This window comes from Ohtaekwangia koreensis (assembly GCF_900167975.1).
Classification (GTDB): Bacteria; Bacteroidota; Bacteroidia; order Cytophagales; family Cyclobacteriaceae; genus Ohtaekwangia; species Ohtaekwangia koreensis.
The window spans coordinates 65,416-85,379 of record NZ_FUZU01000004.1; the positions used below are offsets into that span (position 1 = coordinate 65,416).

Below are 19,964 nucleotides of genomic sequence, written 5' to 3' on the forward strand. Positions count from 1 at the left end.
AAACTTCATATCCTCGCTAATCTTCATGTCCAAAATTTTCGCATAATGCTGCGTAACTCTTATCGACAAAGCGCTTGTATCTCCGTAAAAAGGTTTTCTCTAATAGAATCTTCTTGTTTGCATCCGGATAATATTGTTCCAGATTTGTTATAGGCATGTATAATAGCCGATTCTGGCCATCCTGTTTTGGGCTTAAAGAATATTGAATCAGTTATCCATTCATTTTTTGCTTTGGAAATGGTGTCCAAAGCATAGTTTGATAAAACTAAAGGTTCGGTGCCCTTAGCTATATATATATAATGATTTCGCGTTAGTAACCAACTTTAAACTATCAGCGATCGTCTATGTGTGGTACATCAAGCTATTTCTACTTTCCGGAATGCAAATTTGACAAAGGCGAATAACACACGGATTGTATTTGCATTCTATCAAGTGTATATTTCAGCACAGACAATTGTTTCAGTCGATGATCTTGCCATGGCGCGAAGCGTCATCAAACAATTCGTAACATTGGGATGTTTTTTACTATATGAATGATCTGATAGGTTGGAAAGAAAATTTCCGGAAGCTGAAAGCTTATTATAAAAAGTACAGAAATTTTAATGTGCCTTCGCAATGGAGTAAAGACAAACAACTTTCTACATGGGTAGAGAATATTCGTAAGCATCCCAATCGTTTACCCGGCAATCAATATAATGCGCTTGTCAAAATTGGATTTTCCTTCCAGGATCCTTCTGATTGGAACAGCCAGTTTTACAGGCTAGAGGAATTTTATAAACAGCATGGACATTCCTACGTTCCATCGGATCAAAAGAAGTATGAATCTTTGTTTGACTGGTCGCACAATCAGCGACAAGCTAAATCACTTCTTACCGCCACGCAGATTAAGAAATTAGACAGTCTGCAATTCGATTGGAATGCTTTAACCGATAAGGACATCAAATGGGAACAGATGTACCAGGAGCTTATAACGTTCAAAAAGAAATATGGACATACGAAAGTACCTCAGGAATTTAAAGAAAATAAGAGTTTAGGCGCGTGGGTGTCCAATCAGAGAAGTAATAAGACGAAAAAGATATTGTCGGCAGAACGAATAAGGAAGTTAAACAAGATTGGATTTCTTTGGAAAGAAGATATACTCAGGATGCGTGAAGAAGCCTGGGAGAAAAGATATACTGAGCTTGTCCGGTATAAGAAGGCTCACGGTCATATAGACCGGATCAAGGTTCGTCACGATCATTACGAGCTTGGTCTTTGGATTGAAACTCAAATCGTAAGACAAGATCTATTGTCGCCTGATCGCAAGAAAAAATTAAACGCCATCGGATTCCAATGGGTGAAGGAAGATTATGCTGAAGAGCGATGGAACGAAATGTATACGAAGCTTCAAGTTTATAAGAAGAAGCATGGACACTGCCGGGTTAAGAAGCATGACGATTTTAAGCTGGCCGTATGGCTTCAAAGAAATAAACGTGACCATGAAAAGATAGACAAGGATAAAAAGAAAAAACTGGAACACTTAGGGGTGAAGTGGCCGTACGAACTTTTCAGAGAAATCTGGGAAACCAGGTATAGGGAACTAAAAACTTTCAAGAAAGTATACAAACATCTGCTTGTTCCAAAAAATGATGCTATACTATATGAATGGATTCAAACGCAGAAGAAACTAAAATTAGAAAACAGGCTAAGCAAAGCGCGGGAAGAAAAATTAGAAACGCTGGGCTTTATCTGGACGGGAGAAGCAGAAGCTACAAAACTGAAGGCGTGGGAAACCATGTATAAAAAGTTTAAAGCATTTAAAGAAAAATATGGATCAAAGTATCATATAAAGCTTAAAGAAAATCCGGATCTAGAAGAGTGGGTAAGGCTTCAGATACACAGTAAAGATAAGTTGTCATCTTATAAAAGAGGTAAGCTTAATGCTATACATTTTTTATGGAATCGTGATGGGTACTATTGGGATGAACTCTGGGAAAGAAAGTATGAGCAGCTTATAGCCTTTAAGACTAAATATGGCCACTGCGATGTACCCCAGAAATATCCTGCCAATCAATCTTTAGCCAGTTGGGTAAATGGGCAACGCACTAAGAAACTATCCTCAGACAAAAAGAAGAAGTTGAATGAATTAGGCTTTTCGTGGAGAAATGAAATCAAACAAAACCGATGGAATCAAAGCGTTAAGGAATTTACAGAGTTTAAAAAGAAAAATAAGAACCTACCAATCCTGCATCATACTCCACTCTATAGCTGGGTATATCAACAAAAAAAGAACTTCAATAAGCTATCCGCTGAGAAGAAAAAAATACTTAAACAAACAGGAATAGTTTAAAATCATTTGAATCAAGACTAAGATATTTTTCCGATGATACTATATTAGGATTCAATAGCCTTCTTCCCCCCTGAAGAAGGCTTCTTATGGTCCATCCGGTTCATGAACATCATGAGTTCATCTGATTCATATTCGCTTTTGTCTAACCTGTTCGATCTTTCAGTAGTAAGCACTTCTCCCAGGCCGTCAATCTCAATCTGCTTTTCTACCAGTTGGTTTCGAAGCGTTTGAATTATCAATGTGTTACTAATGCTGTCCATTTTGATCTTTACCTCACGTTTATAGAATCCGGACATCATTTGTCCTTCCCTATCAATCGGTTTTGTTCGCTGGTTAACTATATATCTATAGCATACAATACCAATTGCCATCCAGAATGCAGAGCAGCAAATGGCAGTTATTAAAACAGCCTTGAAATTTGCTTTCAGGGCTTTCATAAATTCTTGTTTATTCATAGGGTGTTCTTCGAAATTAAAAGTCAGAGGAGTGTAACATGGAAAGGCATCAAAAAGAAACCGGTAAGTTTCCCGTCCAGAGCTACCGGGTTGTCCCACTTAAAATCTACCGTCTATTCCTCCTTGCCAGCATAGTAAATACCGACAGCCAGCAATACATTTTTGATGATGTTATTCGTGTTGTGAAAAATCCAGACTACTACTATTTCATGATCTTTCAGGTTCTCGAAAATATAGGTACTGAAAATGAAGATGAAAAAGTTAAGTCCATAGTAATAGGTGACGGCTGAGTTGATCCAGAAAAGCGGGTACTTCAATAGAACAGTAACCGGTGAAGTATGCAGGAGATGCTCGTAGTAGACAGTAGCATATCCGAGAAGTAGTACAGTACAAAACGTTATCATATAGCTTTGCACACCGGTTATGTTTTGCTGAGCAAGACTATCCCAAACAAAAAAGCAAAGAACTACGCCCATAAATGTGTAAATCAGTGTTCGGCTACTCCGCAGTAGATATGAATACAACCCGCTTAAAATTAAAAAGGCGGCAAGGAAATACAGGTTGTTGACGACAAGATTCTCTTGATTGGTAACGCTTTAATTCTTGGCAAGTATATATTTTTTGATGCTCCCAAAATACACCGGATTTATAAGATATATATATACTTTGATTTACAACAAGACTATACATTGCGTATGTTATCGTGAAATAAATACCACTAATAGAAGTATATCCTATTACAAAGAAGGTTAACGAGACTAAAAAAATATAAATCCATTATTTCGCAGGTGTTATATCTCCCACAAAAAAATTAAATGCATCACCGACAGTAAATTTTAAACGCCTCTGCTGAATTTAGTCTTACTGATGACAAATTCCGTAGATATACCGAGGGCTACATTCTTTTTTGTGGCTTTTGTACCTGCAAAATCGTGGCGTGATGTAAGGACTATAGGTATAGACAACCTTTTAATATCTGAACACATAGTATTTACATAGGCAAAACCGATTCCAGCCTCGTGTCATGGTAAAAATGTACTATGTGTCATGGTAGTTTTTTACCAGTAAGAAACGCTGTACTATTTAACAGTAAGTTGTTGTAACTCTTTTTAAGGGTATATATATACTTGCCCACCGGTTTGAGAAAGCCTCAACCAGCGAAGTAAATAATCACTCTAAACCAAACAACTACCAATGGAGTACACCCTAAGCCCTGATGTGGGCAAGCCTATTTCAAAGAAGACGGCAGACAAATGGCTCAAGAACCATGAAGAGAAACATCCCGCCAAAGACAGCATACGTGCCCATTTCTTTGGTTCGGACATTATTAACCAAGTACTCGCGCAAGACGGTTGTGTAGGTATGCGTATCTATTATGCTACCAATGACGAAGGTGTGAAGCAATTGCTTCTGGTAGGTGCACGCGAAGATGGAAGTAATATCTGGCCGGATGGCAATAGCGATGAAGACGGAGAGAATGCAACAGGCGGTCTCATTGTTGATGCATCCACCACCTGTCCTCCGTTCTGCCCCAAGAACTAGCACTTTACAGTGTTGAATGAAAAAAAGACTCTCTCGTTAGCGCAATGACTTTAGAAACCTATATTGGCGTTCGAAATATATCCTCCTATTCAGTACTGCTACCTCTTGCTCTTTTTGCCATTGCCGTTTACAAGAGGAAGCAACCGGGCAGCGTATGGTTGCTCGGAGTGCTGCTGATCGTTTCAGGGCTGGCTGATCTGGTGAGTTTCCTGATCTACACGCGCTATCACATCAATCCCAACCCGGTTGTTAGTGTTTACGGGTTGCTTCAATTCCTTATACTCATGTTTATCTATCGGACAGAGTATACCCGTATAGCATTTAAGAGATTGGCAGACGTGGTAAGTATAGCCTTTATAATATTTGCCGCTATTAATTTCGTTTACATTCAGGGAGTACACGGACTGAACACTAACCTGTTTACTGTTTCCAGCATTGTGCTGATGATCTTTTGCCTGATATACTTTTACCAGATCATCCAGGAATTACCTGAACCCTATATCGAACGCATGGTGATGTTCTGGGTAGGAGCTGGCGTGTTCTTCTATTTCGGCACCAATCTCTTTTTGTTTCTCACGGTGGATCGGTTTATTCCAAAAGCTGATGAGAATTTTTTACTCTCCTGGGCGCTGCACAATGGAAGCAACATGGTAAAGAACATCATTTTTTCAATTGCCTTCTACGTGGCGCTTACCAAAGAATCCGGCTCTCCCAATGGGGGATCAAAACATCACTAAAGCCTTGCAGAATTTGAAAAGCTACGCGAGCGCGCCGAGTTCTATGTTACTGTAGATGCACCTAAAAACTTCTACAGCAAGTCTTTCTTAAAGAAAACTTATCCATCCATTCAGTCACTCATTAATGACCAGGTACTTTCCTATAAGCGATACTATAATAAAGCTGTTGATGAAGATCAGGAGCCTTCTCAATCTGAACCAAGAAAACTAAGTCGCGGCTTTACTGTAGAGAATAAGACTGCAATCGAAATGGACAAGTTGCTAACAGAGCAACTTGAACTGGAGACAGTTGCATTGAAAAATTATGTACACACTGATGTACCTAAACAGATGATAACAAAACCAAAAGTAAACAGACAATGGGTTGACTGAATTACCAGAGACGAATCAGAATGAGTTTCCAAAATCTACAACTGCGGATGAATTCATCTCCCATCAGGTAGATATACCTCCATCGTTGAGCCTGAATCCTGACAACAGCGATCAACGCTAAACACGAGGGATCTGAACTTAATCATAAAAGAAAATACGGAGCAGATATGAAATGTCTGTATTAGCAAAGGAAGACAACTGCCAATCTCTATATATTCCACATGGAACAGCGTCAACCACAGCCGGTACATATTAATATAGATGATGATCCGTATACTTTTCATGAACGATGGTCAGCATTGATGTGATTTGAATTTTCCGTTGAATATATATTCCTTTCCTTTTTTTTGCTTGAAGAAAAAGTTTATCCGTATTCTGACAGAATTGTGAATACGGAATTTTAATCTCGCACACCTTAGCCTTCGAAATCAAAACACGAAGGCTTATGTTCACTTCTATCACCTGGGAATTTTTTGTTACCGCGCTAGTGGCAGCCATCGGCAGCTACTACGGTATTACTACGCTGCTGCTCTATCACAGGGAGATTATCCAATGGATAAAATCCAGCGGGCAGCAACCAGTCGCTCAAACAGAATCAACCGGAATTGCAGAACCATCGCACGCAGTGATGGGTGGCATCCAAAAGGAATCAACACAAGAACTTCGCTCATCAGTAGCAGCAGCAGAGGAGATCTATGCTGACACAACCGATGAAGAACCTGAAACAGTGACTTCACCCGAAGCATCATCCCAAGACACTCTGCTGATCGGCAGTGTAGCGGACCTGCTTCAAGAAGTCAAAACACTTTCACAACTTTTGGCAGAATATAAATCGGATAAAGCCGAGGGTGAATCACTTTTCAGAACGCTATTGCTTCGCTATCCTCATTTGCGTAGCACTACCTATCGCGATGCCATCAACTTCTACATTGTTGATGCGGGTCGCCAGCAGTTTTCATTCGATCTGTCTTCTTCCGAGGTAAACGCCTGGTGGGAAGAAGAACGGCCTTCAAAAAAATAATCCACACTAAAACATCTATGTATCATGAAGACAAAAATTTATTCAACCCTGCGAAAAGGAAAAGCATTTGCGTTGGCCCTGGCTATATATAGTATCACCTATATCTATAGCTACGCACAGGATGGCAATGCCGGTATCAACGAAGCCAACACGCGCGTAAGAAGTTATTTCGACACGGGCACAAACCTGATGTATGCCATCGGTGCAGTACTCGGTCTCATCGGCGCGGTCAAGGTATATCAGAAATGGAACAGTGGCGATCCGGATACCGGACGCGTGGCCGCTGCATGGTTTGGTAGCTGCATCTTTCTGGTAGTGGTAGCCACGGTATTGAAATCATTCTTTGGGGTATAAATATATAGTATATGCCTTCGAATGATAAACGAAAAACACAACAGCCCGGCAACACCGATGACCGGGCACTTGAGAAGCTGGAACAAATATGGGACAGGCAAATACTCAAAGGCGATGACTTCTTGGAAAACCGAATGCCATCCAAAACTGAAAAAGCGGATTTCCATGACGAAGACAAGCCGGTAAAGCAACGTAGAAGACGCGGAAGGAAATTCTAAAGCACATTGCCATGAACAGTGTATATAAAATCAACAAAGGCATTAACAAGCCAATAGAATTTAAGGGCCTCAAGGCACAGTACATTGGCTATTTGGGTATAGGTATACTCCTACTCCTGATCATTTTCGCTATACTCTATATCAGTGGTCTAAATATGTTTGTGTGCCTGGGGGTAATTCTACTGCTGGGCACGTTGCTCTTCCTGGGCATCTACCGGCTGAGTGACACCTATGGCCAACATGGACTGGTAAAGAAGCTTGCCAAACGCAACATTCCGGAACACCTCGAATGTCCTTCCCGGAAAATCTTTCTGCGGTTATCTGCTAAAATGCAACACGTAAATCCTCACAACTAAAGATCCGTTCTATGTCACAACCCATTCCACTCCTGCAAATATTTCCGGTATATAAAGTCGAGCACGACTGTATGCTTTCCAAGCAAGGTGATGTCACCCTTGCCTTCGAAGCCACATTGCCGGAGATATTTACCCTCTCCGACCAGGACTATGAAGCCTTTCACCAGATCCTAGTAAAGGCTATAAAAGTATTGCCGAAGAATTCTGTCTTTCATAAACAGGATTGGTTCTTTGCCCAAAAGCATAAAGCCGATTTTGAAAACAGTGACCTCTCGTTTTTAACGAGAGCCAGCGAACGGTTCTTTCATGAAAGACCGTACCTCGATCACCGGTGCTATATCATGCTCACACAAAAGCCGGCAGACCGGAAGCTTTCCTCTTCAATGTTTTCCAATCTCATTCGCAGCAGCGTGGTGCCATCAGAGACTATCAATCCGCAGCGTATGCAGGAGTTTCTGGACAGTGCAGGACAATTCGAACGCATCCTGCAAGACAGCGGTTTTGTAAAGCTCAGGCGTATCAGTAACGATGGTCTGGCAGGGTCTGACAGGCAGGCAGGGTTGCTGGAGAGATATTGCTTTCTTTTATCCGATACAGATCTCCCTATGATCAAGGATATCCACTTCAGGGACGGTCTGAAGATTGGAGATCAGTACTGCCAGGTATATACCCTATCGGATGTTGAAGACCTGCCGACCTTGTGTGGTTCCCGCATCAACTACGATAAATACTCCACGGACAAAACCAAGTTCAGCGTAGGCTTTGCTTCACCCATAGGACAACTGTTGTCCTGTAACCACATCTACAATCAGTACATCTTTATTGAGGATGCGAACAAGACAATTAAGCAACTGGAAAGTAAGCGCCTCCGACTTCAATCGCTGTCAACGTATTCGCGCGAGAACGCGATAAGCCGCGATGCCACCAACGATTTTCTCAATGAAGCGATTGGCCAGCAGCGACAACCGGTGAAAGCACATTTCAATGTGATGCTGTGGACGGACAACAAATCTGATCTGAAAGAATTGAAAACGCTAGTGTCATCAGCACTGGCGCAGATGGATGCTGTTGCCAAACAGGAATCTGATGGCGCTCCCCAGATATACTGGGCAGGTATACCCGGCAACGAAGCAGACTTTCCCGTAAACGATACCTTCGATACGTTTGCCGAACAGGCTACATGCTTTCTGAATCTTGAAACCTCCTACCGTTCTTCACTCAGTCCGGTCGGTATCCGTCTGGGTGATCGTCTGACGGGCAAGCCGGTACATGTAGATATATCAGACGAGCCGGTTAAACGCGGCATCTGTACCAATCGAAATAAATTTATACTTGGTCCCTCCGGAAGTGGAAAGTCATTCTTCACCAATCACATGGTCCGCTCCTACTATGAACAAGGCACACACATCGTGCTGGTGGACGTAGGCCATTCCTACAAAGGACTGTGTGATTTGGTGAATGGATATTACTTCACTTACGATGAATCCAATCCTATCAAATTCAATCCCTTTTTTATTGGAACGGGCGATACGCTGGACACCGAAAAAAAAGAAAGCATCAAGACCTTGCTGCTGGCACTATGGAAGAAAGATGATGAGACCTTTAACCGCTCGGAATATGTAGCCCTGTCTATATCTCTACAGATGTACTATGAGAAGTTAGGGAAGAACAAAAAACTTTTCCCATGCTTTGATGCCTACTATGAATTTCTGCGCGATGAGTTTATCGCTATACTCAAAGCAGACAAGGTAAAGGAGAAAGACTTCGATGCCGAGAACTTCCTCTATGTACTGCGGCCTTACTATAAAGGCGGAGAATTTGATTACCTGTTGAACGCTACTGAAAATCTTGATCTGTTGCGTGAACGCTTTATTGTCTTTGAGCTCGACAACATCAAGGATCATCCCATCCTCTTCCCGGTAGTGACCATCATCATCATGGAAGTGTTCATTTCAAAAATGCGCAAGCTCAAAGGTATACGCAAAATGATCCTCATTGAAGAAGCGTGGAAAGCAATTGCCAAGGAAGGTATGGCCGAGTATATCAAATACCTGTTCAAGACGGTTCGCAAATTCTATGGCGAAGCGATTGTCGTCACGCAGGAAGTGGAAGACATTATCAGCTCCCCCATTGTCAAGCAAGCCATCATCAACAACTCCGATTGCAAGATCCTGCTTGACCAAAGTAAATATCAAAACAAGTTCGATCAGATACAGGAACTATTAGGTCTTACTGAAAAAGAGAAAGCACTGGTGCTCTCCATCAACAAGAGCAATGATCCTTCCCGAAAGTATAAGGAAGTATTTATCAGTCTGGGCGGAGTACTTTCAAAAGTATATGCCACAGAAGTTTCACTCGAAGAATACCTGGCCTATACAACAGAGGAATCGGAAAAGATCAAGGTGCAGGCATACACAAAGAAATGGGGCGGTGACATCCGGAAAGGTATAGCGGCCCTTGCCAATGATATACGCATGGGAATAGCATAACGCAAACTGTAGTGAACATGAAAAAAATAGGGATCATACTTTTCTTAACAACGGTCTGTTTGACGGTGACACCAACGCCTGAAGTTAAGGCTGCTATACCGATCTTAAAGATCATCAAGGAGGCGGTGAAGAAGGTAATCAAAGCAGTGGACCTGATGATTCAGCGATTACAGAACAAAACCATCTGGCTGCAAAACGCGCAGAAAGTTCTGGAGAATAAACTCTCTGAACTCAAGCTTACCGAGATCGCCGAGTGGACAGAGAAGCACCGGAAGCTATACCAGGAGTATTACGAAGAACTCTGGAAAGTAAAGAACGCGCTGGCAGCCTATCAACGCATTCGTGAGATCATGGACAAGCAGGTTCGGATTGTGGACGAGTATAAACGTGCCTGGAACCTGGTGCGGCAGGATAAGCACTTTACAGAAAGTGAGATTGACTATATGTACCGGGTATATACCGGCATCCTCAACGAAAGTGTAAAGAATCTCGACCAGGTCCTTCTTGTCATCAACTCCTTTAAGACACAGATGACGGATGCGCAGCGGCTCGCTATCATCACGCAGGCCGGAGACCGGATTGAACAGAACTTCATCGACCTGCTGGAATTCAATATGAATACCTACCAGATCAGTTTGAACCGTGCCCGAACGCAATCTGAAGTTGATCGCGTGAAAAAATTATACGGCCTCTAATAGTGCAAGATCATGAACGAACACGAAAAAGATATTTCGCGACACATCGCCATGCTGATGGAAACCTGCTTTAAGTTCAATAGCCCCATCTGCCAGCTTCACCTCATACGTGAAAAGATCAACGCACGCGGCTATAGGCCCTTCGATAAAGTAGACATGGGTGAACTGGGCCGGATGCAACAACTCGCCGGCGAGCTTCACGAAAGAATGCTCAAGATTTACGAACTGATAAAATAAGAACAACAAGAGACTATGAAAAATATAGGGATACTCATGCTCCTCTTGTGTGGTTGGCTAACCATCCAGGCGCAGACGCCCAACTTCAACGAATGGTTTCGTCAGAAGAAGACCCAGCGCAAGTACCTGCTTGAGCAGATCGCTGCGCTGAAAGTGTATCTCGAATACCTGAAGAAAGGCTACGAGATTGTTGACAAGGGGCTCACCACAATTGGTGAGATTAAGAACGGAACATTTACCATGGACAAAGACTATCTGAACTCTTTAAAACAAGTAAGCTCCGTAGTAAAGAACTCCCCCAAAGTAAAGGAGGTACTAACCTACCAGCAAAGTATTATCACGGACTTCAGGAAGTTTGTGAATGACTGTCGCAAGGATGAAAATCTAACTGCCGATGAAGTCCGCTATATCGAAGATGTATATGCGAACATGCTGAAAGAATGTGACGCCTCCATCGATGAATTAACGCTAATCACTACATCCGGGGAAGCGGAAATGAAAGACGATGAACGATTGCTACGGCTCGATAAGGTGCATGATGCTATGCAGGACAAATATACCTTCACGCAGGACTTCATTGACAGCACGCGGTTACTTTCCCTGGAAAGGGCGAAGGAGAAAAACCAGATCAAAGGTTCCGGGAAATTATATAGCGAGATATAGTATAATAAAGTATACATCATGAAAAAGTTAGCAACAATGGCAGGGTTACTGATCGGCTTGTGCTTTCCCTTGCGAAGTCAAGCACAGTCGCAGGAAGCCGTCCAGCTCATTCTCAATTACGAAAAGCTTCAACAGTTGGAAGAGATACTGGATAACATGTACAAGGGCTATAAGATATTGACCAAAGGATACAACACGATCAAAGATATAGCCGAAGGGAATTTCAACTTGCACCAGGTATTTCTCGATGGACTCTTTGCTGTAAATCCAGCGGTGAAAAATTACAAGCGTATTCCCACGATCATACAGTATCAGGAGTACCTGGTCAGCGAATACAAACGAGCCTTTAATCGCTTCAAGAATGATCCGAACCTGACCGTGCGCGAGATCAAATACCTGGAAAATGTATATGACAATCTTTTCAATCAAAGCCTGCGCAATCTCGATGAGTTGCTCATGATTGTGACAGCCTCCAAGCTACGCATGAGCGATGAAGAACGCTTGCAGGCCATTGACCGGATTTACCTGGACATGGAAAACAAACTTGTTTTCCTGAAGGTCTTCAACAGCAGCACGCAGATGCTGGTCATGCAACGGGCACGCGAGAATCACGATGTGGAAACATTACAGAAGCTCTATGAAGTAACACCTTAAAGAAAAATGTATGAGACCAAGTATAGTAAAGACCATCATCCTGATGGTCACAGGAATCTTATTTCCAATATTTTCTAAAGCCCAGACGTTTGCCGGTGAGATACACAGCCTGCAAAGTGTACTCGATGAGCTATATACGGATATGCTTCCGCTATGCAACCAACTCATTGGAGTAGGCAGAGGTATAGCAGGCTTTGCAGCACTCTGGTATATCGCCTCACGCGTATGGCGAAGCCTTGCCAATGCAGAGCCTATCGATTTTTATCCCCTGCTGAGGCCTTTCGCATTGGGACTGGCTATACTTCTTTTTCCCTATGTCATCGGCCTGATCAATGGTGTGTTGAAGCCTACCGTAACCGGAACGGCGGCCATGATGACAAACTCCAACAATGCTATAGCCTATCTGCTAAAGCAAAAGGAAGACGCCATTAAAAAAACGATTACCTGGCAATTGTATGGCGATGAGGGCACCCATGGCAAATGGTATCGCTATAACTATCCGGAGGGTGAAGAAGAAACGGGCCCCGACTTACTCAGCAATGGCATAAAATTCCTGATGGCCAAGACCGCCTACGGGATCAAGAATGCCATCAAGCAATGGATGTCAGAAATACTACATATACTCTATGAAGCAGCCGCGCTTTGTATCAATACACTGCGAACGTTCTATCTGATCGTATTGGCTATACTAGGGCCGCTGGTATTCGGCTTATCTGTTTTTGATGGCTTGCAGCATACGCTCACCGTATGGATCGCCCGCTATATCAATGTATTTCTGTGGCTGCCGGTAGCAAACATTTTCGGAAGCATTATTGCCAAGATACAGGAGAACATGCTGCGCATCGACATCGAACAAATCGAGCTATACGGCGATACGTTCTTTAGCGCTTCCGATACGGGCTATATCATCTTCCTCATCATTGGCATCATCGGATATTTCACCGTACCCTCGGTGGCAAACTATATCGTACATGCCGGTGGCGGAAATATACTCCTGCACAAAGTTTCCAATGTATTTACAGGTACTGCGCGCTCCGTTGCCTCCACAACGGTAACCGGGGCAACCGGGCTTTTCAAGTCTTCACCAGCATCGCAGTCACAATCCGGTTCATCCACTGCGGGTAAATACAATGCGTCATCGGGTGGGCATATGCACGATAAACTTTCCGGCAATAAATAATCAACCGGCATGTTTCAGCAACTCAAAAATATAGATACGGCTTTCAAGCACATACGCATGTTTTCGCTGGCGCTTATCGTGGCCTGTGCATTCATGTGTTGCTACACGGTGTATAAAAGCTTTCAGCTCATCACGCAGACGCAGGAAAGAATATATATTCTCTCCAATGCAAAAGCACTGGAAGCATACTCGGCAGAACGAAGGGATAATATACCCGTAGAGGCACGCGACCATGTAAAGATGTTTCATCACTACTTCTTTACCCTCGACCCGGATGATAAGATGATCCAGACCAATGTTAACAAGGCCTTGTATCTGGCAGATATATCGGCCAAGCGACAGTATGATAACCTGAAAGAGAGCCGGTACTATTCGAACATCATTTCAGGAAACATAAGCCAGGACATTGAAGTGGATAGCATTCACCTCGACCTGGACATTTACCCCTACTACTTCCGCTATTATTCTAAACAAAGAATCATACGGGCTACATCTGTAGTGATGAGAAGCCTCATAACAGAAGGATACTTGCGAAATGTAGCGCGGTCTGACAATAACTCCCATGGCTTTCTGATCGAACGCTGGAACACCCGGGAGAACAAAGACATCAAAACTATAAACCGATAATCCAATTGATATGAAACCATTTACAAAAGATAACAAGGACGATAGTCAATCCGGAGATCAAAGGATCAAGGGAAGATTCGCTGAGTGGGTAGATATCCTCAAGCTTCAACTGGCAAACTTCCTGGGCAGGCAGAGTCAGAAGCTTTCATTACGCCAACAAAAACGTATACTCTTGCTGGCGGGTGTGCTCATGGGAGGCATAAGCCTTGCACTCATCATACGTCCTTTTCAGGATTCATCCACGCATACATTCAATATACCCGAAGGCATGAATGCCACAGCTTTCATCATTCCACCACGTGAACGTGATGCCGTGATCGCAGAAGAAGACTATCTCATGCTGCTAAAATTTAAATCAACACTGGACAGTCTTTACAAAACTAATCGACCGGTATACGATGAACTCCTTCAGGGGCACGCTGGGCTACTGGACAGCATCAATTTCCTGATCAGCATCTATAGCAATAGAAGATAAAAACAGATCACATTTTCAATACTATATACTTCACCATTAAATACTTTTTTTATGAAACCGCATTCACAAAAATTCTTGCAGCAAAGGAGATTCTATATGGTCTTGCCCTTGCTCGTCCTGCCTTTCATTACCATGATCTTCTGGGCGCTGGGAGGCGGACAAGGTACACCGGTACAAGCGCAGGAGGTCACCTCCGGCCTGAACATGGAATTACCCGGACCGCATTTTGACAAAGAGGATGAACAGTGGAATAAGTTCGACCTGTACGAACAAGCCAAACGTGATTCACTCAAGTTTGAGGAAGCAAGACGCAATGATCCTTACTATGTAATCAGCACCTTAAAGGGAAACGAGACCTCCGATACCATTCCAAAAGAAGAGAACAAACTCAACACCTCTCTGGGAAGCAAAGACAAGTATGCGCAGATGGACAGGAACGAAAAGATGATTAACGAGAAACTTGCGCAGTTAACAACACAGCTTAATCAACACGATCAGCCTATAGCCGCTACTAAGGAAACTTCTTCCGCACAAAATATAGCCGTTGGTTCGGGCACACCCATCACGGAAGATGTTGACCGGCTGGAAAAGATGATGCAAATCATGGCAAGCTCCGATACGAATGATCCGGAGATGCAACAGATCGAAAGCATGCTCGATAAAATTCTGGACGTGCAGCATCCTGACAGGGTGCGTGAAAAGATCCGGGAACAAAGCCGTCAGTATCAACAACAGGTATTTCCAGTGGAAGCAGCTGCGAGTGAAGATAATATTTCACTGGTTGAAAATGCACCTGTAAAACGTGATAGTATATATACTCCGCTATATGCAGCCGAGTCTACGCAGAATGATTTTTACGGACTGGATGGCGAGGTGGTGTCAAGTGATGAACAAGCAAATGCAATCCAGGCGGTCATTCATGATACGCAAACTGTAGTAGCCGGATCGACTGTGAAGCTACGTCTGCTTTCGGATGTATATATCAACGGACAACGTATCGAAAAAGATCAGTTCGTATTTGGTACGTGTGCCATCAATGGTGAAAGGCTAACCATATCGATCAGCTCAATACGAAATGAAAGTTCATTACTGCCTGTGTCTCTTTCTGCTTTTGATCTTGATGGCATGGAAGGGGTATATATACCGGGAGCGATCACACGGGATGCTGCCAAGCAAGCCTCCAGTCAATCCATTCAGGATGTCGAACTATACTCTATGGATAACTCGCTCGGTGCGCAGGCTGCCACCGCAGGCATTGAGGCTGCCAAAGGTTTATTCTCCCGGAAAGCCAAGCTTATCAAAGTAACGGTAAAGGCGGGATACCAGGTATTGCTGAAAGACAAAAACCAACCGGTTCAATAAAATCACATTCAAAACATTTTAAAAATTCCTCATGCATAGCTCTGATTGCTAGATCACGCAAAACAGCCAGCCTCATTGAGGAAAGCAACAAGGTTGTATCTGCCACAACTTCTGTTGCAAAGCGCTAAGGGCAGAACGAGGTCCGGAACTCGCTATAGATACACCTGTCACTTGACACGTGTTGCAGTCTCTGAGAAAAGAGATTATTGAGATCATTATTTGGCTGCTGCTATAGATATATCGAAACGAAAATCGTGTCTATAGCCTTGCTTTAGCCAAATGAATCCATCTACACTAAAAAAATAAAACCATGAAAAGCGCAGTGTTGACCTTGTCTATTCTGTCATTCTTCAACAACCTATATATCAAATTACTGATGTTGGGTGGTTTGGGAGATCTGTTTTTATAGCAGACTTACCGTCATACAATTAGTTGTGGTAAGCAATTACCACAGCTTTTTCACTCATTTAAAAAAATAAAACTATGATATACTTCTTAAACAACATATATATCAGAACCATTCTAGGCGGGTTCTTTGCCTTGCTGGCAGTAAACGTGAACAGTCAACCTTCTATCGAGTCGCAGAACATTGAAGTTACGTTCAACAAAACTTCCAGTATCATTTTCCCAACAGGCATCACCTCCGTGGATCGCGGAAGCCGTGATGTACTGGCTCAAAAGGCTAAAGGAGTAAATAATGTTCTTCAGTTAAAAGCCGGAAAAGTAAACTTCAAGGAGACAAACCTGACCGTGATCACAACCGATGGCAAGCTGCATCATTTTCTGGTGCGCTATGCAGACCATCCGCGTTCATTGACGACACAGGTTCATCATGCCGGTATTTCTGAAAATAGAGAGGCTCGCGTGCTCATTCAAGCTGAATTAACCTCGGATGAAATGCAGGGCATCGCCGAGGATATTCTGGACTCTCCTGAAAGACGTCCGGTAAAGTATACTTCGCATAGTGGAATGAAACTATCGCTACAGGGTATATATATCCAGGAGAACGTGATGTTCTATCACCTTAGGATTTCCAACAAATCAAGCATTCCGTTTCATACTGATATGCTTCGCTTTTATGTGAAGGACAGGCAAAAGGTAAAACGTACCGCTTCACAGGAAGTCTCCGAAGAACTCCTCAGTCAATATGGTAATGCAGCAGAGGTGAAAGGGAAAACCACACAGGATGTAGTCATCGCCTTGGGGAAGTTCACAATACCCGATGCTAAAATTCTTGCCATCGAATTGATGGAAAAAAAAGGAGGTCGCCATTTAAAGCTTACCATCCGGAACAGAACCATTGTACGGGCACAGCCAATACCTTCGGCTTAAGGGCATATATATACTATAAATCTCAAAGAGAATAACACATTAAACATTGTCAATCATGAATGAGCAAAATGCTGAATTCTTAAAAGAGCGTCTTTTCTACCTGGGCTTTGGTGACAAGCTGAATGCAGAGTTAGAAAAGAACATGAAAGCAGGAAAAGAACAATTTCAACTTCCATTCCAGGGAGAATTTTCGAAAGGAGAAAAGAAAGATGTCGTGGACTATCAGGTTGATTTCTCCAAGTCCAAGCAGGGCGATATGTACTTTGTAAATAAATACCAGGCGACTTTGAAAAACGAAGATCCTGAGAAAGAGAAGTCACAAACCTTCTACATAAACAAGGGTAATGGTGTGACAGCCAAAGAGGCCTATAATATGCTGGATGGCCGTGCCGTGAACAAGAAGCTGATGGACAGAGAAGACAATCCATACCAGGCGTGGCTTCAGATCAACTTCAAGGAGAAAGATGACAATGGCCATCATAAATTGAACCGCTATCATACCGCGTATGGATTTGATCTGGAGAAAAGTATAGGTAAGCATCCGATCAAAGAGCTTACTGATCCGGAGCAAAAAGCATCGGTCATGAAAGGACTTGAAAAAGGGAACCTTCAGCCCGTGACCTTCCAACGGGATGGCAAAGAAGAAAAGATGTTCCTGGAAGCCAATCCCAAAGACCGGAATGTGATTGTCTATGACTCCTCTATGAAGAAACAGTTTCAGGGGGTGAAAGAACATAAGGGCGAAAAAGCAGACGTGAGTAAATCGCAAGATGACAACTCTTCTGAGAAAAAGAAGTCTGATAAGAAGGACATTCTGGAGGAGCCGGATGCGAAGGAGAAGAAGTCTAAAGGACGAAAGATGTCTGTGTAAAATTTCTGGTAAAGGAAATTAACAGCTTGTTTCTTGGCGTTCCCTCACCGCTGCTCCACTGGTACACAAACCAAAGAAATACAAAGCCCGAATCCGTAATGATTCGGACTTTTTGTTTTAGATCATCCTCAAATCATTCCATCCGTAAGGGCAAATTCGGTGGCACTTAAGCCTCCATTTTTTTAAATAATATACATTCAAGTATATTTGATCTTCTGCCCACTTACAGGTAGGCAGGTTAGGAATCAAAGGCCGATAAATCCAGACGGGATTGATCGGCCTTTTGTTGTTATCGAAGACGCAGCCTAAAAAAATGTATGCATCTAAGCAACTGCATAAAGAGACTTATATTCCGCGATATCCCTCGGGAAATGTTGATAAATTGATTCACCACCAAGTTCCAATTGCATACGAGCTGTATTTATATACTCATGAAAGAAACAAACGCCAATTAAATTACTCACTATATACACCTACCGACACGTTACCTCAGTCGGTGTAAAAAATAACATATAATAAATGTTATGCTTGTAACCCTAAGCATCACGAAGGCTATAGCAGCTTTTGTTTGCGCTATTTAATTGATTATTAATGTGCTGTTCGGTAACTATATCTCCTTGAATTACGCGCTCATCAACAAGGCTGTTAAACGAATTTGATTTCGCCACCCCTTGAACTAACTCAAGAGATGGATTACTCAACACCTTCCGCTTTCCCTTTTTAAAATCAAAAAAATAGGTGATCGTCTTTAGAGGGGTATAGACACGAACTTGGGTAAGGTAGTGATCATTAAGTGTATAGTCTTTCCGTTTCCTTAAATCTAAATCATCGGGAATATAATTCTCACCATTTTTACGAGGGTATTTCAAGTCATACAAGTAAGTAAATGTAATTGCCTTGTCATTATACAAGAATGTATAGATGAACGAATGCTCCCGCTGATTGCTTACCTCCGTTATACTTAACCAACAGTCATTCATTTCTCGAGGAACTTGCTCTGTACGTTCTTGTTCGTTGTGTATATACGTAATTATTCTTCTTGCATTGCCGATCGAGGTAATATTAAAATAAGGATAATTTCCTGGCTCATCATTTCGCATCTCATCAATGCCTTCGAGCTTAAAAAAATCTAAATCTTTATAATTAGATTTTACAATCGAGTCGTAGTCATAGAGGACAGAGGCGCAAGCAACCCGACAAAGACAAATTAATACCGCTAGCAATCGCATACCTTAAACTTTTATTCCTCACATAGTCAATATCTACATTGATTAAGCCTACCTGCTATATATTTCAACTAATCCTATTCCATTTTTTATCACGAAGTCAAAGTAAGAACTGAATGAGTGTTTCGAAATAATCTATCCAATGCTAAACCCAATCCCTCAATGAAGAAAGTTCATCGTAGTTCAGAAAATAGAATTAATCAGAAATCTCATTCTCAAATAATCGAACTGAGAACAATTAATGGTATAGATATAACCATTACACAACGGGGCATCTTGATCGCTGACAACAGTGGAATTATATATAGTAATTCAACACCTACATAAAATCAATGCTATTATATTTCCATATAGCCTTCACATACTCCTTATTCTGAATAAATGGCATTAGTCGTGGATCTTCACCAGTTATCACAAGTAAATTTTCCCGAGTAAGGGGTACAATTGTCCCTCTCTCTCCTCGCTGTATAGCAACAATGGCTCTTGCTCCTTCGAAGGGAAGTTTTGCATACATTTTAATTCTACCATCCTCGACCATAAAAAGCCAACAGCTATCGGTTGGAACGCCAGCAATCTTGTGCCCATCTACCAGTGAATACCGATAAATTCCTTTTGTATCTTGAGGCTTAATTACTCGCTTGGACTTACCATTCTTTATCACAAGGGAATGGACAGAATCCAAAACATCAATTTTACCACGTACGTCTACAGTGCTATCATTATTGAGTATAACAGTAAATTCATATTTCTTAGTCAATTTCATATACCC

23 protein-coding genes are annotated in these 19,964 nt (G+C 42.3%); 19 read left to right on the forward strand and 4 right to left on the reverse strand.

Annotated features, from left to right (window positions below; translation table 11 throughout):
* Window positions 1-529 precede the first annotated feature (529 nt).
* A complete protein-coding gene (locus tag B5Y40_RS23720; protein ID WP_079689366.1) occupies window positions 530-2,329 on the forward strand; it encodes a helicase associated domain-containing protein in 1,800 nt (599 codons plus the stop codon).
* Window positions 2,330-2,373: 44 nt separating this feature from the next.
* On the opposite strand, the gene B5Y40_RS23725 is transcribed toward B5Y40_RS23720, so the two are convergent.
* Together B5Y40_RS23725 and B5Y40_RS23730 are read right to left on the reverse strand one after the other, a co-directional pair.
* A complete protein-coding gene (locus tag B5Y40_RS23725) occupies window positions 2,374-2,766 on the reverse strand; it encodes a hypothetical protein (RefSeq protein WP_143785916.1) in 393 nt (130 codons plus the stop codon).
* A 131-nt stretch (window positions 2,767-2,897) separates the two neighbouring features.
* Window positions 2,898-3,260 (reverse strand): hypothetical protein, encoded by a 363-nt coding sequence (locus B5Y40_RS23730; RefSeq protein ID WP_079689368.1) that lies wholly within the window; start codon window positions 3,258-3,260, stop codon window positions 2,898-2,900.
* Between the two features lie 718 nt (window positions 3,261-3,978).
* Here B5Y40_RS23730 and B5Y40_RS23735 point away from each other — a divergent pair.
* The 18 genes from B5Y40_RS23735 to B5Y40_RS23815 all read left to right on the forward strand — a co-directional run bounded on the left by B5Y40_RS23735 (window position 3,979) and on the right by B5Y40_RS23815 (window position 17,969).
* On the forward strand, window positions 3,979-4,326 hold the full coding sequence (locus tag B5Y40_RS23735) for a hypothetical protein (RefSeq protein WP_079689369.1): 348 nt from the start codon (window positions 3,979-3,981) through the stop codon (window positions 4,324-4,326).
* Between the two features lie 44 nt (window positions 4,327-4,370).
* On the forward strand, window positions 4,371-5,063 hold the full coding sequence (locus B5Y40_RS23740) for a hypothetical protein (protein WP_079689370.1): 693 nt from the start codon (window positions 4,371-4,373) through the stop codon (window positions 5,061-5,063).
* Between the two features lie 364 nt (window positions 5,064-5,427).
* Entirely contained in the window at window positions 5,428-5,556 is a 129-nt protein-coding gene (locus B5Y40_RS30035) for a hypothetical protein (RefSeq protein ID WP_262497188.1), read from the forward strand.
* Window positions 5,557-5,880: 324 nt separating this feature from the next.
* On the forward strand, window positions 5,881-6,456 hold the full coding sequence (locus B5Y40_RS23745; protein ID WP_079689371.1) for a hypothetical protein: 576 nt from the start codon (window positions 5,881-5,883) through the stop codon (window positions 6,454-6,456).
* 24 nt (window positions 6,457-6,480) lie between these two features.
* Window positions 6,481-6,810, forward strand: a complete 330-nt coding sequence (locus tag B5Y40_RS23750) for a DUF4134 domain-containing protein (RefSeq protein ID WP_079689372.1) — start codon at window positions 6,481-6,483, stop codon at window positions 6,808-6,810.
* Between the two features lie 11 nt (window positions 6,811-6,821).
* The gene (locus B5Y40_RS23755; RefSeq protein WP_079689373.1) at window positions 6,822-7,028 is read left to right on the forward strand and encodes a hypothetical protein; all 207 of its coding nucleotides are present in this window, start codon (window positions 6,822-6,824) and stop codon (window positions 7,026-7,028) included.
* Between the two features lie 11 nt (window positions 7,029-7,039).
* Window positions 7,040-7,384: a DUF4133 domain-containing protein gene (locus B5Y40_RS23760; RefSeq protein WP_079689374.1), complete on the forward strand. Its 345-nt coding sequence runs from the start codon at window positions 7,040-7,042 to the stop codon at window positions 7,382-7,384.
* Between the two features lie 11 nt (window positions 7,385-7,395).
* Complete coding sequence (locus B5Y40_RS23765) at window positions 7,396-9,873, forward strand: TraG family conjugative transposon ATPase (protein ID WP_079689375.1); 2,478 nt, start codon at window positions 7,396-7,398, stop codon at window positions 9,871-9,873.
* A 17-nt stretch (window positions 9,874-9,890) separates the two neighbouring features.
* Window positions 9,891-10,568, forward strand: coding sequence for a conjugal transfer protein TraI (locus B5Y40_RS23770; protein WP_079689376.1), 678 nt, complete (start codon window positions 9,891-9,893; stop codon window positions 10,566-10,568).
* Window positions 10,569-10,580: 12 nt separating this feature from the next.
* A complete protein-coding gene (locus B5Y40_RS23775) occupies window positions 10,581-10,805 on the forward strand; it encodes a hypothetical protein (protein WP_079689377.1) in 225 nt (74 codons plus the stop codon).
* A 15-nt stretch (window positions 10,806-10,820) separates the two neighbouring features.
* Window positions 10,821-11,468: a hypothetical protein gene (locus B5Y40_RS23780; RefSeq protein ID WP_079689378.1), complete on the forward strand. Its 648-nt coding sequence runs from the start codon at window positions 10,821-10,823 to the stop codon at window positions 11,466-11,468.
* Between the two features lie 18 nt (window positions 11,469-11,486).
* The gene (locus B5Y40_RS23785) at window positions 11,487-12,122 is read left to right on the forward strand and encodes a hypothetical protein (protein WP_079689379.1); all 636 of its coding nucleotides are present in this window, start codon (window positions 11,487-11,489) and stop codon (window positions 12,120-12,122) included.
* A 10-nt stretch (window positions 12,123-12,132) separates the two neighbouring features.
* The gene (gene traJ / locus B5Y40_RS23790) at window positions 12,133-13,302 is read left to right on the forward strand and encodes a conjugative transposon protein TraJ (protein WP_079689380.1); all 1,170 of its coding nucleotides are present in this window, start codon (window positions 12,133-12,135) and stop codon (window positions 13,300-13,302) included.
* A gap of 9 nt (window positions 13,303-13,311) precedes the next feature.
* Window positions 13,312-13,929 (forward strand): conjugative transposon protein TraK, encoded by a 618-nt coding sequence (gene traK / locus B5Y40_RS23795; RefSeq protein WP_079689381.1) that lies wholly within the window; start codon window positions 13,312-13,314, stop codon window positions 13,927-13,929.
* 10 nt (window positions 13,930-13,939) lie between these two features.
* On the forward strand, window positions 13,940-14,404 hold the full coding sequence (locus tag B5Y40_RS23800) for a hypothetical protein (RefSeq protein WP_079689382.1): 465 nt from the start codon (window positions 13,940-13,942) through the stop codon (window positions 14,402-14,404).
* 51 nt (window positions 14,405-14,455) lie between these two features.
* Window positions 14,456-15,766 carry a conjugative transposon protein TraM gene (traM, locus tag B5Y40_RS23805; RefSeq protein ID WP_079689383.1) on the forward strand — a complete coding sequence of 437 codons (1,311 nt, stop codon included), beginning with the start codon at window positions 14,456-14,458 and terminating at the stop codon, window positions 15,764-15,766.
* Window positions 15,767-16,249: 483 nt separating this feature from the next.
* Window positions 16,250-17,098, forward strand: a complete 849-nt coding sequence (gene traN / locus B5Y40_RS23810) for a conjugative transposon protein TraN (protein ID WP_079689384.1) — start codon at window positions 16,250-16,252, stop codon at window positions 17,096-17,098.
* A gap of 55 nt (window positions 17,099-17,153) precedes the next feature.
* A complete protein-coding gene (locus tag B5Y40_RS23815) occupies window positions 17,154-17,969 on the forward strand; it encodes a hypothetical protein (protein ID WP_079689385.1) in 816 nt (271 codons plus the stop codon).
* A 536-nt stretch (window positions 17,970-18,505) separates the two neighbouring features.
* On the opposite strand, the gene B5Y40_RS23820 is transcribed toward B5Y40_RS23815, so the two are convergent.
* Window positions 18,506-19,198 (reverse strand): hypothetical protein, encoded by a 693-nt coding sequence (locus tag B5Y40_RS23820; protein ID WP_143785917.1) that lies wholly within the window; start codon window positions 19,196-19,198, stop codon window positions 18,506-18,508.
* Window positions 19,199-19,514: 316 nt separating this feature from the next.
* Window positions 19,515-19,958: a hypothetical protein gene (locus B5Y40_RS23825; RefSeq protein WP_079689387.1), complete on the reverse strand. Its 444-nt coding sequence runs from the start codon at window positions 19,956-19,958 to the stop codon at window positions 19,515-19,517.
* Window positions 19,959-19,964 lie beyond the last annotated feature (6 nt).

What these genes read in the sequence shown, in the direction of transcription:
- B5Y40_RS23720 (WP_079689366.1), top strand. Translation starts at nt 530, where the DNA reads ATGAATGATCTGATAGGTTGGAAAGAAAATTTCCGGAAGCTGAAAGCT.
- B5Y40_RS23725 (WP_143785916.1), bottom strand. Translation starts at nt 2,766, where the DNA reads ATGAAAGCCCTGAAAGCAAATTTCAAGGCTGTTTTAATAACTGCCATT.
- B5Y40_RS23730 (WP_079689368.1), bottom strand. Translation starts at nt 3,260, where the DNA reads ATGGGCGTAGTTCTTTGCTTTTTTGTTTGGGATAGTCTTGCTCAGCAA.
- B5Y40_RS23735 (WP_079689369.1), top strand. Translation starts at nt 3,979, where the DNA reads ATGGAGTACACCCTAAGCCCTGATGTGGGCAAGCCTATTTCAAAGAAG.
- B5Y40_RS23740 (WP_079689370.1), top strand. Translation starts at nt 4,371, where the DNA reads ATGACTTTAGAAACCTATATTGGCGTTCGAAATATATCCTCCTATTCA.
- B5Y40_RS23745 (WP_079689371.1), top strand. Translation starts at nt 5,881, where the DNA reads ATGTTCACTTCTATCACCTGGGAATTTTTTGTTACCGCGCTAGTGGCA.
- B5Y40_RS23750 (WP_079689372.1), top strand. Translation starts at nt 6,481, where the DNA reads ATGAAGACAAAAATTTATTCAACCCTGCGAAAAGGAAAAGCATTTGCG.
- B5Y40_RS23755 (WP_079689373.1), top strand. Translation starts at nt 6,822, where the DNA reads ATGCCTTCGAATGATAAACGAAAAACACAACAGCCCGGCAACACCGAT.
- B5Y40_RS23760 (WP_079689374.1), top strand. Translation starts at nt 7,040, where the DNA reads ATGAACAGTGTATATAAAATCAACAAAGGCATTAACAAGCCAATAGAA.
- B5Y40_RS23765 (WP_079689375.1), top strand. Translation starts at nt 7,396, where the DNA reads ATGTCACAACCCATTCCACTCCTGCAAATATTTCCGGTATATAAAGTC.
- B5Y40_RS23770 (WP_079689376.1), top strand. Translation starts at nt 9,891, where the DNA reads ATGAAAAAAATAGGGATCATACTTTTCTTAACAACGGTCTGTTTGACG.
- B5Y40_RS23775 (WP_079689377.1), top strand. Translation starts at nt 10,581, where the DNA reads ATGAACGAACACGAAAAAGATATTTCGCGACACATCGCCATGCTGATG.
- B5Y40_RS23780 (WP_079689378.1), top strand. Translation starts at nt 10,821, where the DNA reads ATGAAAAATATAGGGATACTCATGCTCCTCTTGTGTGGTTGGCTAACC.
- B5Y40_RS23785 (WP_079689379.1), top strand. Translation starts at nt 11,487, where the DNA reads ATGAAAAAGTTAGCAACAATGGCAGGGTTACTGATCGGCTTGTGCTTT.
- traJ (WP_079689380.1), top strand. Translation starts at nt 12,133, where the DNA reads ATGAGACCAAGTATAGTAAAGACCATCATCCTGATGGTCACAGGAATC.
- traK (WP_079689381.1), top strand. Translation starts at nt 13,312, where the DNA reads ATGTTTCAGCAACTCAAAAATATAGATACGGCTTTCAAGCACATACGC.
- B5Y40_RS23800 (WP_079689382.1), top strand. Translation starts at nt 13,940, where the DNA reads ATGAAACCATTTACAAAAGATAACAAGGACGATAGTCAATCCGGAGAT.
- traM (WP_079689383.1), top strand. Translation starts at nt 14,456, where the DNA reads ATGAAACCGCATTCACAAAAATTCTTGCAGCAAAGGAGATTCTATATG.
- traN (WP_079689384.1), top strand. Translation starts at nt 16,250, where the DNA reads ATGATATACTTCTTAAACAACATATATATCAGAACCATTCTAGGCGGG.
- B5Y40_RS23815 (WP_079689385.1), top strand. Translation starts at nt 17,154, where the DNA reads ATGAATGAGCAAAATGCTGAATTCTTAAAAGAGCGTCTTTTCTACCTG.
- B5Y40_RS23820 (WP_143785917.1), bottom strand. Translation starts at nt 19,198, where the DNA reads ATGCGATTGCTAGCGGTATTAATTTGTCTTTGTCGGGTTGCTTGCGCC.
- B5Y40_RS23825 (WP_079689387.1), bottom strand. Translation starts at nt 19,958, where the DNA reads ATGAAATTGACTAAGAAATATGAATTTACTGTTATACTCAATAATGAT.